Source organism: Catellatospora vulcania (assembly GCF_009720385.1).
Classification (GTDB): Bacteria; Actinomycetota; Actinomycetes; order Mycobacteriales; family Micromonosporaceae; genus Catellatospora; species Catellatospora vulcania.
Genome location: NZ_ML769306.1, coordinates 125005 through 140954 on the forward strand (window position 1 = coordinate 125005; position 15950 = coordinate 140954).

The window sequence follows — 15950 nt, forward strand, 5'->3', positions numbered from 1 at the left end:
CCTCCCGTGGGCCCCCGCCGGGCGGCGGGCCGGCCCCCCCCGCCGCCCCGCCCCGGCGACCATGCGGCTCAGTTGCGTACGGTCCATTGCTGGTTGGCTCCGCCGTGGCAGCTCCAAAGCTGGATCTTGGTGCCGTTGGCGGTGCCGGCTCCTGCCGCGTCGACGCAGAGCCCCGACTGCACGCCGGTGACGGTGCCGTTGCTGTTGAGGTTCCACTGCTGGTTGGACTGGCCGCTGCAGTCCCAGATGATCACTGCGGTGCCGTTGGCCGTGCCGCGTCCACTGGCGTCCAGGCACTTACCGGCGATGGTCAGCTGCCGGTTCGAGGTGTACGTCCACCGTTGCGAGGTGCCGCCCCAGCAGTCGTACAGCTGCAGCTGGGTGCCGTTGGCGGTCGAGCCGTTGGGGTCGTCGAGGCAGCGACCGGAGCCGGTCCCGACGATCATGACGTTGGTGCGGCCCGGTGCCGGGCTGGGCGGCGGGCTACTGGGTGGTGTCGCACCGCCGTCCAGGCCGAGGAAGGAGACGGCATAGGCGAGCATGCCCGCCTGCGGCAGCGTGTGCCCCGTGCCGGAGATGCTCACCGCCTCAACGGTGGCCTGCGTGCCCGTGCCGCCGTAGCGGGTCCGGGTCCAGCTCGCCTGCGGATGGTCGGTGTAGGCGGGGGTCTGGTTCAGGCCGTTGAGGTGGGTCCATTGCTTGATCTCTTCGGTGAAGTTGGGATAGGCCAGCGTGGTGTCGGTGGTGCCGTGCCACAGCTGCATGCGCGGGTAGCGGCCGGTGTAGCCCGGATACATCGCGTGCGCGACGTCCGCCCACTGCTGCGGCGTCTTGCTGATGTTGCCGCCGGAACACTGGCTGTTCCACAGTGAGCCGTCACCGGTCGCGAAGCAGCCGGCCGGCACGCCCGAGAACGCCGAGGCGGCCGCGAACACGTCCGGGTACTCGGCGGCCAGGACGTTGGCCATCATGGCCCCGGAGGAGAATCCGCTCACCACGATCCGGGCCGGGTCGACGTTGTAGCGGGTGCGTGCCCAGCCGACCATCGACATGATGCCGGTGGAGTCGCCGCCGCCGTCCCGGCGCAGCGCCTGCGCCGTGGAGACGTCGAAGCAGCGCCCGGACCGGGTGGCTTCCGGCAGGACGATGACATAGCCGTAGCGGTCCGCCGCGGTGGCGAAGTCCCGGCCGTTGCCGCCGAAGACCGCCGGCGCCGATCCGCCGCAGTAGTGGACCAGGACCAGCAGCGCGGGGCGGGTCGCCGTCGTGTCCGGGGCGTACACGTACATGTTGAGGTTGGTGGGATTGTTGCCGAAGTTCGTCACCTGCGTCAGCGTCGCGGCTGACGCAGGTGGGGCCGCCACGGCGACGACGCCCAGGGTGACGAGCACGGCGGCGGCCGCCGCGGCGAGTATGCGTTTCACGAGCAGCTCCTTGTGCGGCATCGGGTGATGACGCGCCGTCGGTGGTCAGCGCGGGGTGAAGTCCTGGTTGGTGCCGGGGGCGTTCTTGCACTGCCACTGGTCGAGCTGCTGGCCGACGGTGCTGTTGGCGCCGTAGACGTCCAGGCACAGTCCGCTGTTCTGGTTCCGGAACGAGTACGAGCCGTCCGATTGCCGGACAGGCAGCCATAGGCTGTTCGACGCGCTGTTGGGCGCCTGCTGGACGATGTTGAGCACGCCGGCGGCCGTCGAGCTGCCGGCTACGGCCACGTCGTAGCCCGAGTGCTGGGCCTGCAGCCGGCCGTAGCCGCCGGAGACCGGTACGAACTGGAACCGCTGGCTGTTCTGCCCGTTGCAGGTGCCCTGGACGATCGCCGCGCCGGCCGCGGTGGAGCTGCCGCTCACGTCGACGCACAGGCCGTTGTTGCCGATGACGAGCGGGTGGTAGCCGGTCGGGTAGCCGGTGGCCTGGCCGGTGGTGAACTGCCACCAGTTCACGTTGAACAGGTATCCGCTCCCGCCGGTGAACCGCAGGTACAGGTCGTGGGTGCCGGTCGCGCCGGTCACCGGGCACGACACCGTGGTCCAGGTCTGCCAGCCGCCGGTGCCCGGCACGGTGCAGGTGGCCACCGTGGTTCCGGTCGCGCTGTCCAGCCGCGCCTCGATGCGGCCGCCGCCGGCGCCCGAGGCGACCCGGGCGGTGAACGAGGCGGCGCCGGTGCCGAATGCCGCGCCCTTGACCTTGACGTAGTCGCCGTTGTCGATCCAGCCGATGTTCATCCCGCCCTCGCCTGCGGGCTCGGTCTCGATGCCACTGCCCCAGGCGATGGTCTCCGCCTCCTGGCGCACGTACGGGTCGAGCGTGCCGACCTGGGGCGCACCGCCGGTCGTCATGTTGATCGTCGGGATGGTGCCGTCGCTGTGGTAGGTGAACTTCTCCACCGCCACCGACCTGGTGAAACCGCCGCCGCCGGGCAACGCGCCGTTGTGGTAGAAGAAGTAGGAGCCGCCGTTGAAGTCGACGATGCCGGCGTGGTTGGTGAAGCTGCCGCCCTGGGTGGGCATGACGGTGCCGCGATACGTCCACGGCCCGGTCGGGCCGGACGAGGTGGAGTAGGCGATGAACTCAGAGCAGCACTTCGCCGCGTACACCAGGTAGTAGAGGTTGTTGCGCTTGTACACCCACGGGCCCTCCTCGTACAGGGTCGGCCGGTTGGCGTCGCCGCTGCGGGAGCCGAATCCCGCGGTGGTCAGCGAGATCTGCGCCGGGCTGCCCGAGTACGAGATCATGTCGGCGTTGAGCCGCACGTACCACAGCCGCGGGTTGCCGTAGTACAGGTACGCCTGCCCGTCGGTGTCGATGAACACGGTCGGATCGATCTCGGCGTTCTGGATCAGCGGGCGGCCGAGCGCGTCGCGGAACGGCCCGGTGGGGCTGTCGGCGACCGCGACCCCGATGGCGTTGGACCCGTTGGCCATCCGCACCGGCACATACCAGTAGAACTTGCCGTTGCGGTAGACGGCCTGGCCCGCCCAGGCGTCGGAGCTGGCCCAGCTGAAGGTCGCCAGGTTCATCGGCGATCCGTGGTCGGTCCAGTTCACCATGTCCGCCGACGACCAGACACGCCAGTCGCGCATCGTGAAGTACGTCGAACCGTCCTCGTCGTGTCCGGTGTACAGGTAGACCCGGCCGTTGTGGACCAGTGGCGCGGGGTCGGCGGTGTAGACGTGTTGCACGATCGGGTTGTCCGCGCGGGCCGTGCGCGGAGCGACTACGGTCAGGCACGAGAGGCCGACCAGCAGGGCGAGCAGGCGTATCGACGCACGCCGCAGGGGGAATGTCATGGTCCGACTCCGTCAACTGGCTGGAAGGTGGAGTGGTGGCGGCGGTGTCGGCCGCCGCCACCGGTCAGGCGGTCAGGCGCGCAGGGTCCACTGCTGGTTGGCACCGCCGTGGCAGCTCCACAGCTGGATCTTCGTGCCGTTGGCGGTGCCCTGACCGCTGACGTCGAGGCACAGCCCGGACTGGACGCCGGTGATCGTTCCGTTGGCGTTGACGTTCCACTGCTGGTTGGCCTGCCCGTTGCAGTCCCAGATGATCACGGCTGTGCCGTTGCTGGTGCCGTTGGCGTTGGCGTCCAGGCACTTGTTGCCGTACACGGTCAGCTGCCGGCTCGCGCTGTAGGTCCAGCGCTGGTTGGTCCCGCCGTGGCAGTCCCACAGCTGCAGCTGGGTGCCGTTGGCCGTGGCGGAACCGGGCACGTCGGCGCAGCGGCCCGACTGCTGGCCCGCCAGCAGCACGTTCGACCGGCCGGGCGGAGGGCTGCTCGGCGGCGGGGAGCTCGGCGGCGGGTTGCTGCCGAACTGCGACAGGAACCGCCAGGCCTCTCCCTTGCTCCAGGTCCGGACGCCGTCCTCGCAGCCGGAGCAGCCCTCCACCGGCGCCGGGCCGTGCCCGCCGTCGAAAGCCGCCCATTGCACCGGATATCCGGCGCGGCAGGAATACGTGGTGGTGATGTGCCTGCCGCTGCCCGGGGCCGGTTCGGGGGCGTTCTGCGCGGCGCAGCCGTTGTTGCTCAGGAACCTGTCCCGCAGCGACCGGCCCTGCGAGATGTTGAGCACGTTGTCGGAGATGCCGTGGATGCCGAAGTAGGCGATCGGCTGGTTGCCGACGCTGCAACCGGACAGCTGCGCGCCCGAGTAGGCCACGACGGCCCGGAAGGTCGTCGCTCGGGCACAGGCGATGGCGTAGCTCATGCCCCCGCCGTAGCTGAAGCCCATGGCGAACAGCTGGGTGGTGTCGACACACAGGTCGTTCTCGATCAGGCGGATCATGTCGTCGGTGAAGGTCAGGTCCACGCCGTTGGTGTTGGCCCAGCCGTTGCCGAGGCCCTGCGGGGCGACCAGGATCGCGCTGTTGTTGGACTGCTCCTGCATGCCGTAGTACGACCAGGCGGTCCCGCTGGTGCCCCCCGAGGAGACGTCGTTCATGGTGCCTCCCCGCCAGTGGTAGGCGAAGATCAGCCGGTAGGGCCGGGTGTTGCTGTAGCCGTCGGGGATGCGCAGGACGAAACTGCGGCTCTGGCCACTGCTCTGGATGGTCTGGGCGCCGTTGCGCAGCGTCGGAGCCTTGCCGCATCCCGCGGTCGACGCGGCGTACGCGGACGGGCCGGTCAGCGCGGTCGCCGCCAGGGCTCCCGCGACGACCAGGGTGACCGTGCCGATGGCGGCGAGCCACCGGTGACGCCGGCTTGCCAGGTGTGTCTCTGTCACGATGCTGTCTCCTTGCTGGGAGCGGGGGGCGGCACTGCCGCGGCCACATGGGACTGGAGCACTCCGACAGCACCACCGGACCGCCGCGCCCCGGGCGGGGAGACGGTGGGTCGATGTGTCGGCAGGTGGAGCCGATCGGGGTGGTTCAGGCCAGGAGCGCGACCGTGGGTGGCCCGGCGTTTCTTTCACCGTGCGGCGGCGTCGACCCGTGTGCTCGGCCCTCTGCCCGGGGCCGCGTGCCCCACAGGGGCAGCGCCACCGTAACGACATATCACGTCACATGTCAATGACTGTTGTCGATTGCCCGCCGTGCACCAGGAACGCCTGATCAGCTCCTGCTGGCCACCAGGGCGGACCCGACCTGGCTCCGGGGTCGACGGAGCGGTGGGGGCGTATTTTTACCGCGAACGCGGCGCGCACACATCATATGTCTTGGCGTTGCGAATCTCGTACCACGTCAGGCGGTTCGCTCCTCGGCGGGCAGGCCGTGGAGCCGCCGGGGCGGGCGGGGCCCGCCCCGGCGACGAACATCTCGATCAGCGGGAAACCAGGTTCACCTGCCCGCGCCCGCGCGCCGCTTGGCGTAGACGTCGAAGGCGACCGCGCCCAGCAGGACGAGTCCCTTGAAGAGCATCACCTGCTCGGTGGGCGCGCCGATGAGGGACATGCCGTTGTTGATGACACCCATCATCAGCCCACCGGTGATCGCGCCGACCACGCGCCCGACCCCGCCCTGGACCGCGGCGCCCCCGATGAATGCCGCCGCGATCGCATCGAGCTCGAATCCGGTGCCGGCAGTGGGTCCAGCCTGGTTGAGCCGTCCTGCGAACACCATGCCGGCGATGGCGGACAGCACACCCATGTTGACGAACAGCCAGAACGTTACCGACTTGACCTTGACGCCGGACAGGGTGGCCGCGTTGATGTTGCCGCCGATGGAGTAGATGTGGCGGCCGAACACCACCCGGTCGGTGAGCAGCGTGTAGGCGATGACCAGCGCGGCGAGCAGCAGCAGCACCCAGGGCAGGTTCTTGAACCGGGCAAGCTGCACGATCACCGTCATGACGACGACGACGGCCACCGCGACCTTGGCCGCGAACTGCGCGACGGGCTCGACCGTCTGGCCGTGACGTACGCGGCCTGCGCGGCTGCGCCACTGCGTCACGATGATCCCGGCGACGAAGGCCAGCCCGATCAGCAGCGTGCACAGGTCTGCGCCGTCGAGCGGGCCGAGGCCGATGTTGCCCAGGTAGGTCGGCATGAACCCGTTGGCGATGGTGCTGACCTCGCTCGGGAAGGGTCCGATGCCCTGATTGCCCAGGACCGCGAGGGTCAGCGCCCGGAACACGAGCATGCCGCCGAGGGTGACGATGAAGGCCGGAATGCCGAAGTAGGCCACCCAGTAGCCCTGCCAGGCGCCGATCAGGCCACCGCAGATCAGGGTGAGCAGGACTGCCAGCGGCCAGGGCACGGCATGCTCGACCATGAGCACCGCGGCTATCGCCCCGGTGGCCGCGACGACCGAGCCGGCGGACAGGTCGATGTGCCCGGCGATGATGATCAGGATCATGCCGATGGCCAGGATGAGGATGTAGGAGTTCTGCACCACCAGGTTGGAGATGTTCTGCGGCGCGAGCAGATCACCGTTGGTGAGCACTGCGAACAGGACGATGATCAGCGCGAAGGCGATGTAGATCCCGTTCTGGCGCAGGTTTGCCGACAGGAGGCGGCCGCTGAACCGCTCCGGCGCGAGAGGGATCCCTGCCTGGTCCTCGGCGGCCGTCGGCACGGCGGTGTTGGGGCCGACACTGGTCATCGCGGCTACTGCTCCTTAACCTTCGTCATGTACTGCATGAGCCGCTCGGGCGTGGCCTGGTCGCGGGTGAGCTGTCCGGTGATGCGCCCGGCGGACATCGCGTAGATGCGGTCGCAGACGCCCAGCAGCTCGGGCAGCTCGGAGGAGATGATGAGCAGGGCCTTGCCCTGGTCCGCCATCATGTTGATGATCGAGTAGATCTCGTATTTCGCACCGACGTCGATGCCCCGGGTGGGCTCGTCCAGGATGAGCACGTCGGCGTCGGTGAACAGCCACTTCGACAGCACCACCTTCTGCTGGTTGCCGCCGCTGAGCTTGCCGGTGATCGCGGCGACGCTCGGCGCTTTGATGTTCATGCCGGTGCGGTAGCCCTCGGCGACGCGGTACTCGTCGTTGTCGTGGATCCAGCCGCGCGTGGACAGCTTGTCCAGCGCGGCGGCGGACACGTTGCGCTTGATGTCCTCGATCAGGTTCAGGCCGTAGCGTTTGCGGTCCTCGGTGGCGTATCCGATGCCGTGCCTGATCGCGTCGCGGACCGACCTCAGGCGGATCTCGCGACCGTGTTTGAGGATGCGGCCGGTGATGCCGGTGCCGTAGCTGCGCCCGAACACGCTCATCGCCAGTTCGGTGCGCCCGGCTCCCATCAACCCGGCGAGGCCGACTATCTCGCCGCGGCGCAGGGTCAGGTTCGCTCCCGAGACCACGGTCCGTCCGTGCTGGGACGGGCTGTGCACTGTCCAGTCCTCGATGCGCAGCACCTCCTCGCCGATGTCGGGGACGCGCTCGGGGTAGCGGTGGTCGAGGTCGCGGCCGACCATCGCCGCGATGATGCGCTCCTCGGTCACGGCGTCGGCGGCCATGTCCAGCGTCTCGACGGTGCGGCCGTCGCGCAGCACGGTCGTGGCGTCGGCGATCGCCTCGATCTCGTTCAGCTTGTGCGAGATGATCACGCAGGTGATGCCGCGGTCGCGCAGGCCGCGCAGCAGGTCGAGCAGGTGCGCCGAGTCGGTCTCGTTGAGCGCGGCGGTCGGCTCGTCGAGAATGAGCAGCCGCACCTGCTTGGACAGCGCCTTGGCGATCTCGACCAGCTGCTGCTTGCCGACGCCGAGGTCCATCGCGAGCGTCGCCGGGTTCTCGCGCAGGCCGACGATGTCCAGCAGCCGCGCGGCGTCGGCATGGGTGCGGTTCCAGTCCACCAGGCCGCGGGTCACCCGCTCGTTGCCCAGGAAGATGTTCTCCGCCACCGACAGGTTCGGGCACAGGGCGAGTTCCTGGTGGATGATGACGATGCCGAGGCGCTCGCTGTCGCGGATGTCGGAGAACCGGCACGCCTGGCCGTCAAAGACGATCTCGCCGGCGTAGGAGCCGTGCGGGTACACCCCCGACAGCACCTTCATCAGGGTCGACTTGCCCGCGCCGTTCTCGCCGCAGACGGCGTGGATCTCCCCGCGGCGGACCGTGAGGTTGACGTCGTCGAGTGCGGTAACCCCGGGGAAGGTCTTGGTTATGGCCCGCATCTGCAGGATCGCGTCGGTCACGAACGTCCCCTTCCGCATGCGCGACCCGCCCGGCCAAGGCGGGCCGGGCGGGTCGCGGTGATCACTTGAGCTGGGACTCGGTGTAGTAGCCCGTCTCGATCAGCGTCTTGGCGTAGTTGTCCTTGTAGACGATCACCGGCTCCAGCAGGTACGACGGGACGACCTTGTTGCCGTTGTCGTAGTCCTTGGTGTTGTTCACCTCGGGCTTGCCGCCCTTGAGCACGGCATCGGCCATCTTGACCGTGACCTTGGCCAGCTCGCGGGTGTCCTTGTAGATGGTCGCGTACTGCTCTCCCGCGATGATCGACTTGACCGAGGCGACCTCGGCGTCCTGGCCGGTGACGATCGGGTAGGGCTGGCCGGACGTGCCGTAGCCGCTGCTCTTGAGCGCGGACAGGATGCCGATCGAGAGGCCGTCGTAGGGGGACAGCACGCCGTTGACCTTGGCGCCCTTGGCGTACGTCTTGGTGAGGAGGTCCTCCATCCGCTTCTGCGCGGTGGCCGGGTCCCAGCGCAGGATGGCCACGGTCTTGAAGTCGGTCTCGCCGCTCTTGACCACCAGGGTGCCCTTGTCGAGGTAGGGCTTGAGGGTGTCCATGGCGCCGTTGAAGAAGAAGGTGGCGTTGTTGTCGTCGGGCGAGCCGGCGAACAGCTCGATGTTGAACGGGCCCTTGGCCGCGCCGTCGGTTCCGTCCGCCTTCTTCAGGCCGAGGCCGACCAGCAGCGAGGTCGCCTGCTGGACACCCACCTTGTAGTTGTCGAAGGTGGCGTAGTAGTCGACGTTGGGCGACTTGCGGATCAGCCGGTCGTAGGCGATCACCGGGATCTTCTTGTCGGCCGCCTGCTGCAGCTGGGTGGTGATCGCCGTGCCGTCGATCGAGGCGATGATCAGCAGCTTCGCGCCCTTGGTGATCTGGTTCTCGATCTGGTTCACCTGGGTCGGGATGTCGTTCTCCGCGTACTGCAGGTCCACCCGGTAGCCCAGGGCCTCCAACTGGGACTTCACGTTGTCGCCGTCGTGGATCCACCGCTCGGAGGACCTGGTCGGCATCGTCACGCCGACCAGCACGGCGGACGAGTCGCCGCCCGGCTCCTGGTCGCCCGTCTTGGTGCTGGATCCGCAGGCGGCCAGACCGGCCACGACCATCAGGCCCACTGCGGCGCTGGCCAGTTTCGCGATCTTCATATCACTCCTTCGCTCAGGACGGCCCGCAGGCCGGAGGATCAGATCTCGACCGGGACACCACTGCGACAAGTTCACGGCGCGTCCACATTGTTACCGATCACATACTGTCAGCCTGTTGGATCGTGTTGGTCAATGGTGGTTTAGTAACGGTTGCGTCACAACGGAATCCGGCCGCACACCTCATCGAAACCGTTCCGGTGCACCGTTTTGCGGCGGCACAAGCACTATCTTCAGGCGACCAGCAGCGGGATCGCCGATTCAGTCGAGCAGCGCACCGCGAACCGGTCCGGCCACTCGAAATTTTTCGGTAACATCTTGACGTTGTTCGATGTTATCGGTCACAGTCTAGGGCGACGCCTGCGGCTGCCCGCACCGCATCGGGCGTACCGCACATATGCACCCGCCCGCTCCGCCCTGTCCGGGCAGTGCGCCCGCCTGCACGGCGGCCTCCGCATCACACCGCCCCTGGCTTGCCCGACCACTCCCAAGGAGAAGCCGTGAACCGTCCCCTCCGACATCGCCTGACCACTGCCCTGACGGCAGCGCTGCTCCTGACCTCCGCCGCGCTCGGCCTGCAGGCCCCCGCCGCCCACGCCCTCGACAACGGCGTGGCCCGCACGCCCCCGATGGGCTGGAACTCCTGGAACACCTTCGGCTGCAACATCAACGAGACCCTGATCCGCCAGCACGCCGACGCGATCGTCAACAGCGGCATGCGCGAGCTCGGCTACCAGTACGTCGTCGTCGACGACTGCTGGTTCAACCCCAACCGCGACTCGGCCGGCAACCTGCAGGGCGACCCCACCAGGTTCCCCAGCGGCATGAAGGCGCTCGGAGACTACCTGCACGCCCGGGGCCTCAAGTTCGGCCTCTACCAGGTGCCGCTGGACAAGACCTGCGCGCAGTACTTCGGCTCGTACCCGGGCGCCACCGGCAGCCAAGGGCACGAGGCCCAGGACGCCCGGCAGTTCGCCGCCTGGGGCGTCGACTTCCTCAAATACGACTGGTGCTCACCCACCGGCACCATCGACCAGCAGGTGACGACGTTCGCCAAGATGCGCGACGCGCTCGCCGCCTCCGGCCGCCAGATCGTCTACAGCATCAACCCCAACAGCATCCACGCCAAGACCGGGCCGCTGCGCAACTGGGGCGACGTCGCCAACATGTGGCGCACCACCGAGGACATCACCAACACCTGGGACAGCGGGCAGACCAACGGCTACCCCATGGGCATCCAGAACATCGTCAACGTCAACGTTCCGCTGGCCTCCTACGCCCGGCCGGGCCAGTTCAACGACCCCGACATGATGGAGGTCGGCCGGGGCGGCATGACCGACACCGAGATGCGCAGCCACTTCGCGCTCTGGGCGGTCATGGCGTCGCCGCTGATCGCCGGCAACGACCTCCGCTCCATGTCCACGGCGACGCAGACCATCCTCAAGAACTCGCACCTGATCGCCATCAACCAGGACTCCCTGGGCCTGCAGGCCACGCAGGTCTCCCACGACGGCACACGGCGCGTGCTCGCCAAGAGGCTCGCCAACGGAGACGTCGCGGTCGCCCTGTTCAACCAGGGATCCACGACCACCACGGTGTCCACGACCGCCGCGGCCGCCGGCAAGACCGGCACGTCCTTCACCCTCCTGGACGCATGGACGAACACCACCAGCTCGACGAGTGGGACCATCTCCGCCAGCGTCCCGGCGCACGGCACCGTGGTGTACCGGGTCAGCGGCGGCGGCACCACTCCCCCACCGACGACGACCACACTGGTGAGCACGTCCTCCGGGCGCTGCCTGGACGTCCCGCAGAGCAACACCGCCAACGGCACCCAGCCGGTCATCTGGGACTGCAACGGCCAGACCAACCAGCAGTGGGCTGTCAACGGGGCGGCGCTGCAGGCACTGGGCAAGTGCCTCGACGCGCCGCTCAACGCCGCGGCGGGCGCCAAGGTACAGCTCTGGGACTGCAACGGCGGCACCAACCAGCAGTGGAACCTGAACTCCGACGGCACGGTCGCCAGCCGCCAGTCGGGTCTGTGCGTCGACGTCAACGGCAACGCCACCGCGAATGGGACCTTGGTCATCCTGTGGACCTGCACCGGCGCGGCGAATCAGCGCTGGACCCGGCGCTAGCCCGCCAGAAGAACGCGGTTGATCAGCGACACTCGACACGCATCGAACGCATCAGACGTCATACGTCGGCACCACCGGATCCGTGATGACGGTCCGGAGGTGTGCCGCCGGGCATGCAGCGCGCGTGCCCGGCGGCCCAAGCCTGCCGGGTCCGGCTCGGCCGTGGACACGGCCCGGTCCGGGCCAGCCGCGAGCAGCCGATCAGGCCGGGAAATCTGCGCTCCGGGAGAGCGGCTCGCACGCGCGGAGGTCACTTCGGGTCGCGTCGAGCGTGGCGATCACCGCGTCGAACCCCGCGCCGCCCAGGACCAGGCGGTGCGGAGGCTCGTCCTGGGCCATCGCGGCGATCACCGCCCGGACCCCGCGCTGCGGATCCCCGGGCTGTCGGCCATCCTGGTCGATCATGGCGGTGCGGACGTCTTCCAGCATCGGCCGGTATGCCGTGACGGACTCCGCGACGGGCTCGTCGGCGAACCCGGCGTAGGCCCGGGTGCGGAAGGCCCCCGGCTCCACCGCCAGCACCCGGATGCCCAGCGGCGCGACCTCGGCGCGCAGCACCTCGGTCATGGCCTCGAGGGCGTGCTTGGCGGCGCTGTAGTAACCGAACCCGGTGATCCCGCGCAGTCCCGCGACTGAGGACATGTTCACGATCCAGCCGCTGCCCCGGGCCCGCATCCCGGGCAGCACCGCCCGGATCACCGACAGCACCGCGAAGAAGTTCAGTTCGAACATGGCCCGCACGTCCGCGTCGGCCATGCCCTCGATCGACCCGTACCAGCCGCGGCCCGCGTTGTTGACCAGCACGTCGATGCCGCCGAAGTGCCCCTCGGCCGCGCGTGCCGCCTGCTCGACCTGCGCCGGGTCGGTGACGTCCACCGGTAGCACCAGCACCCGGTCACCGTGCGCCTGTGCCCAGCCGGCGAGCTCTTCGGGCCGCCGCGCGGTCAGCGCCACGCGGTCGCCGCACTCCAGTGCGGCATCCGCGTACGCCATGCCAAACCCGCCCGGTGTCCCGCCGGTGATGAACCACGTCCTCATCGCCATCCCCCGTAGTTGTAGATCATGTCAGGGTCGGTAGGGAAAGTGAGCTTCCTGCCTTGATCACCGGTTCGGCGATCGACGATCCGTGCAGCTCGAGGCGGCAGATGATCGCCGGCAGCTCGGCCGGCGCGATCGTGGTCGCCCGACTCCGGTCGACTGTGCTCATGAGCCCACTGTGGGCCCTCTCCCTGGGGGAGGGTCCAGAACGGGGCCCTCCCCCAGGGAGAGGGCGCAGAATGGCGGCATGCGCCCGGTACTGACGATCGGCGAGTTCGCCACGCTGACCCACCTGAGCGTGCGTACGCTGCGCCGCTACCACGAGGCCGGGCTGCTGGAACCGGCCCGCGTCGACCCGTTCACCGGCTACCGCTACTACTCGGCCGACCAGATCCCACCCGCGCAGGTCATCCATCGGCTCCGCGAGCTGGACGTGCCGCTGGCCGAGGTCAGGTCGATCCTGGCCACCGACGATCCACAGCGCCGTGCCGACCTCATCACCGGCCACCTGCGCCGCCTGGAGGCGGAGCTGGACCGGACCCGGGCCGCCGTCGTGTCGCTGCGGCAGCTGCTACGCCCCGACCCGGCTGAACTGCGGGTCGAGCTGCGCTCGGTGCCCGCACGCACGGTCGCCGCGATCACCGGTGACGTCACGCTGGACAGCGCGGTCGCGTGGTACGCCGCCGCGACGGCCGAACTGGATGCCGCCTATCCGCCGACCGAATGCACCGGTCCGCCCGGCGGCAGATACGCCAACGAGCTGTTCACCGGCGGCAGCGGGACGATGACCGTGTTCCGGCCCGTGCGCCGGCCGCGCGGAGCGGGCCGGATCGAGGCCCTCACCCTGCCGCCGGTCGACCTGGCCGTCGCCGTCCACTCCGGGCCGCACGACGATCTCGACGTCACCTACGGCCGCCTGGGCTCGTGGGTGGTCGAGCACGCGCTGGCCGTGAACGGGCCGATCCACGAGACCTACCTCGTCGGCCCGCGGGACACCGAGGAGTCTGGCCGGTGGCGTACCGAGATCGGCTGGCCGGTCTTCCGGCTGGCCCTGCCGGCGCCGCTGCGGGCCGGCCCGACGATCCCGCCCTCGACGACGCCGCGGGCGAGCACGGAGATCCAGCCGTCCGGGTGGCCCGCCACCGGCGACGCGGTGGAATAGTCGTGTGAACGGTGCGGTGGTCGCAGTGCTGCACCGCTGTCTGCAAAGAGGTAAGGGCTGACCGGGCCTTGGCCGGGAACGCGCGGGTCCGGTCTTGCCGGCTGCACGTCGTCACGGACAGTCGCAGAAGGCCGTCGCTTCCACCACGGCGCCCACCTTCACGGTGACCACATCGGACTCGGCAACCACCCCGAACTTGTCGACCATGGAGTCGGACCAGATGACCAGGCCCCCGCTCGATCCGGACGGCCGGATGGCGGCCGTAGCCAGGACCGCCTTCACTTGAAACGTCGTGCCGGTGCTCGGCTTGGCCACGTACGCCCGCGACACCCAGTCGCCGGCGGAGACCTGCTCGGTGGAGTCCCACTGCACGTAGTAGACCAGTGTGCTGCCGGGGCAGCACTCGTGGGCGATGAGCACGTACGGATGCAGCGACCGGCCGTGCCCGTCGTACCGTCCGCGCACTTCGACGGCGCAAGCGTCCCGCACGCACGTCACGGCGATCTTGTCGCCGAACCCGGGAGACAACACCGAGACGGTCGGGCGCTGGGGTGAAGGTGAGTCGGCAGCGCTCACGGCCGGGGCCGCGGGACGGTCCGAGGTCGGGTCGTCGCCGCGCAGCAGAGCCGGCAGGCCCAGGATCAGCGCGACGACCACACCGGCGGCAGCCGAGATCCCCGCGAGTGCATCCCAGGGCCCTCGCCCCCCGCGCGCCGCCGAGCCGATGCAGGCCGCGACGGCGGTGTCGGCGGCGTCGTCGGCCGTGGCAGCGGTGCCCCGGAAGCCGGCGCTGGGCCGCTTTCGGCGGCCGCACCGTCGATGGGGTCGTCGGCAGCCGCGCTGCGAGTCGGCTCCTGAGCCATGGGCACCCTCCCGGGTCAGCTTCCTGGGCGCTGCGAACCTCCACTATCGTCTGACATGTCAATTTGCGTCAGTCGATCGAACATGCTCTCGGCCGGGCATGCGGGTGGTCCGCGGCCTGCGTGGCTGGAATCCCTGGGATGGCCATCCCGGCGACGCGCGTCGCCGGGATGGCCGCCGTCCGGGCCGAGCCGCGGGTCAGCTCTGGCGCAGCGCCGGCATCGGGATCGGGATGTTCAGGCTGGTCGCGCCGACCCCCATGCCGCCCTCGCAGGTGTTCGGCGGTGCGGTGCCGATGCCCCGGGTGGAGGGCTTCTCCGCCGCCCAGAACATGAACCCGAGCATCCCGGCACTGGCGCCGGCGCCGTTGGGTGTCACCGACTGCACGTACGGGGCGGTGGCCTTCTGCAGCGAGTTGGCGAAGTTGTTGCACTCCGGGATGGCCTTGCCGCCCGCGGCGACGTAGAAGGCGCCGGTGAACTTCGCCGGCGCGAGCGGCAGCACCGGCGGGTTGTACTGCGGCTTGCCGTCGATGTGCTCCTGCCAGTTGGCCTGCGCGGTGGACGCCGAGGGCTGCCGGGCCGAGACCATCGCGTTGGCGTAGTCGAGCACCGGGGTGTCGGTGCGCAGCCAGTCCGCGGTGGCCTTGCGGTTGATGTCGATCAGCCACCGGTCACCGGCGGCGACGTCGATGGTCAGCCGGGCCGTCGGGTCCGTGCCGGCGGCGTTGTAGGGGTGCACGGCGCGGTAGGCGTTGATGAAGTTCTGCAGGCCGGTCAGGTTCGGATTGGTGTTCTGCTCGTAGTCGATCTCGATACCGACACCGAGCTGGCCGGCGACCGCGGCGGCCCGCTGGCCGAGCAGGGTCGCGTTGGCGGCCAGTGCGGCGTCCCAGTCGTCGGTGTAGGTGATGCCGCCGATGGACAGCATCACCCGGACGCCGCGGGAGGTGAAGTAGTTGACGATCTCAGGCGTCATCCCGCGCGGCAGCCCGTTGAGGTTGCCGGCGTCGGTGGTCTGGTTGAGCAGCCGCAGCGGATTGACGAAGCTGAGCACGACGATGTTGACCGAGGGTCGGCCGTCGCCGCGGTCGACCAGCCAGTGGTTCTGGCTGTCGAACTCGGCCACCGTACGCGCCGCCGCCCAGGTGCACGCGTCGTTGCTGCAATGCCATGCGCCGTAGATCTGGATCGGCGTCACGGCCGCCGCCTGCGCCGCCCCGGCGGGGGCGGCCGGTGGTACGGCCGCGGCGGGAGCGGGCGTGGCCAATCCGATCGCGACGGCGACGGCCAGTGCCAGTCGTCTCATAGTGGACCTCCGTTGACGTGGGACCAAACAGGAAACAATGTTCACTGTTATGGCGTCAGCGGATGCCGATGTGTCACTGCCGCCCGAAGCATCTGCTTTGCGAGCCACCGCACTGCCTCCGCCGGCGATTGACAACGGCCACACCTCGACCTAAAGTCATTCTCAGTTCGAGTTAATCTCATATCGAGAAG

Annotated in this window: 12 protein-coding genes; 2 read left to right on the forward strand and 10 right to left on the reverse strand. The window is 69.2% G+C overall.

The annotated features are described in order from the left end of the window. Positions 1 to 68: 68 nt before the first annotated feature. From F6W97_RS13865 to chvE, 6 genes are all read right to left on the reverse strand, one after another. Positions 69 to 1424: an extracellular catalytic domain type 1 short-chain-length polyhydroxyalkanoate depolymerase gene (locus tag F6W97_RS13865; RefSeq protein WP_407924575.1), complete on the reverse strand. Its 1356-nt coding sequence runs from the start codon at positions 1422 to 1424 to the stop codon at positions 69 to 71. A gap of 45 nt (positions 1425 to 1469) precedes the next feature. Then, positions 1470 to 3287 (reverse strand): family 43 glycosylhydrolase, encoded by a 1818-nt coding sequence (locus F6W97_RS13870; RefSeq protein WP_155370719.1) that lies wholly within the window; start codon positions 3285 to 3287, stop codon positions 1470 to 1472. Between the two features lie 72 nt (positions 3288 to 3359). Continuing rightward, complete coding sequence (locus tag F6W97_RS13875; RefSeq protein ID WP_407924576.1) at positions 3360 to 4715, reverse strand: RICIN domain-containing protein; 1356 nt, start codon at positions 4713 to 4715, stop codon at positions 3360 to 3362. A gap of 553 nt (positions 4716 to 5268) precedes the next feature. Continuing rightward, on the reverse strand, positions 5269 to 6531 hold the full coding sequence (gene mmsB, locus F6W97_RS13880; protein WP_155370721.1) for a multiple monosaccharide ABC transporter permease: 1263 nt from the start codon (positions 6529 to 6531) through the stop codon (positions 5269 to 5271). Positions 6532 to 6536: 5 nt separating this feature from the next. Continuing rightward, on the reverse strand, positions 6537 to 8069 hold the full coding sequence (mmsA, locus tag F6W97_RS13885; RefSeq protein WP_196279131.1) for a multiple monosaccharide ABC transporter ATP-binding protein: 1533 nt from the start codon (positions 8067 to 8069) through the stop codon (positions 6537 to 6539). Between the two features lie 61 nt (positions 8070 to 8130). Further along, the gene (gene chvE / locus F6W97_RS13890; protein ID WP_155370723.1) at positions 8131 to 9255 is read right to left on the reverse strand and encodes a multiple monosaccharide ABC transporter substrate-binding protein; all 1125 of its coding nucleotides are present in this window, start codon (positions 9253 to 9255) and stop codon (positions 8131 to 8133) included. 626 nt (positions 9256 to 9881) lie between these two features. On the opposite strand from chvE, the gene F6W97_RS13895 reads away from it, so the two are divergent. Then, positions 9882 to 11390, forward strand: a complete 1509-nt coding sequence (locus F6W97_RS13895; RefSeq protein WP_155370863.1) for a glycoside hydrolase family 27 protein — start codon at positions 9882 to 9884, stop codon at positions 11388 to 11390. 201 nt (positions 11391 to 11591) lie between these two features. On the opposite strand, the gene F6W97_RS13900 is transcribed toward F6W97_RS13895, so the two are convergent. Together F6W97_RS13900 and F6W97_RS13905 are read right to left on the reverse strand one after the other, a co-directional pair. Continuing rightward, a complete protein-coding gene (locus tag F6W97_RS13900) occupies positions 11592 to 12428 on the reverse strand; it encodes an SDR family NAD(P)-dependent oxidoreductase (RefSeq protein WP_155370724.1) in 837 nt (278 codons plus the stop codon). A 22-nt stretch (positions 12429 to 12450) separates the two neighbouring features. Then, positions 12451 to 12597, reverse strand: coding sequence for a hypothetical protein (locus tag F6W97_RS13905; RefSeq protein WP_155370725.1), 147 nt, complete (start codon positions 12595 to 12597; stop codon positions 12451 to 12453). Positions 12598 to 12675: 78 nt separating this feature from the next. Here F6W97_RS13905 and F6W97_RS13910 point away from each other — a divergent pair, with 78 nt between their 5' ends. Further along, on the forward strand, positions 12676 to 13590 hold the full coding sequence (locus F6W97_RS13910; RefSeq protein WP_155370726.1) for a MerR family transcriptional regulator: 915 nt from the start codon (positions 12676 to 12678) through the stop codon (positions 13588 to 13590). A gap of 111 nt (positions 13591 to 13701) precedes the next feature. Here the strand turns inward: F6W97_RS13910 and F6W97_RS13915 are convergent, their stop codons facing one another. Continuing rightward, positions 13702 to 14247: a hypothetical protein gene (locus F6W97_RS13915; RefSeq protein ID WP_155370727.1), complete on the reverse strand. Its 546-nt coding sequence runs from the start codon at positions 14245 to 14247 to the stop codon at positions 13702 to 13704. A gap of 402 nt (positions 14248 to 14649) precedes the next feature. Beyond that, positions 14650 to 15759, reverse strand: coding sequence for a glycoside hydrolase family 18 protein (locus F6W97_RS13920; RefSeq protein WP_230686664.1), 1110 nt, complete (start codon positions 15757 to 15759; stop codon positions 14650 to 14652). Between the last annotated feature and the right edge of the window lie 191 nt (positions 15760 to 15950).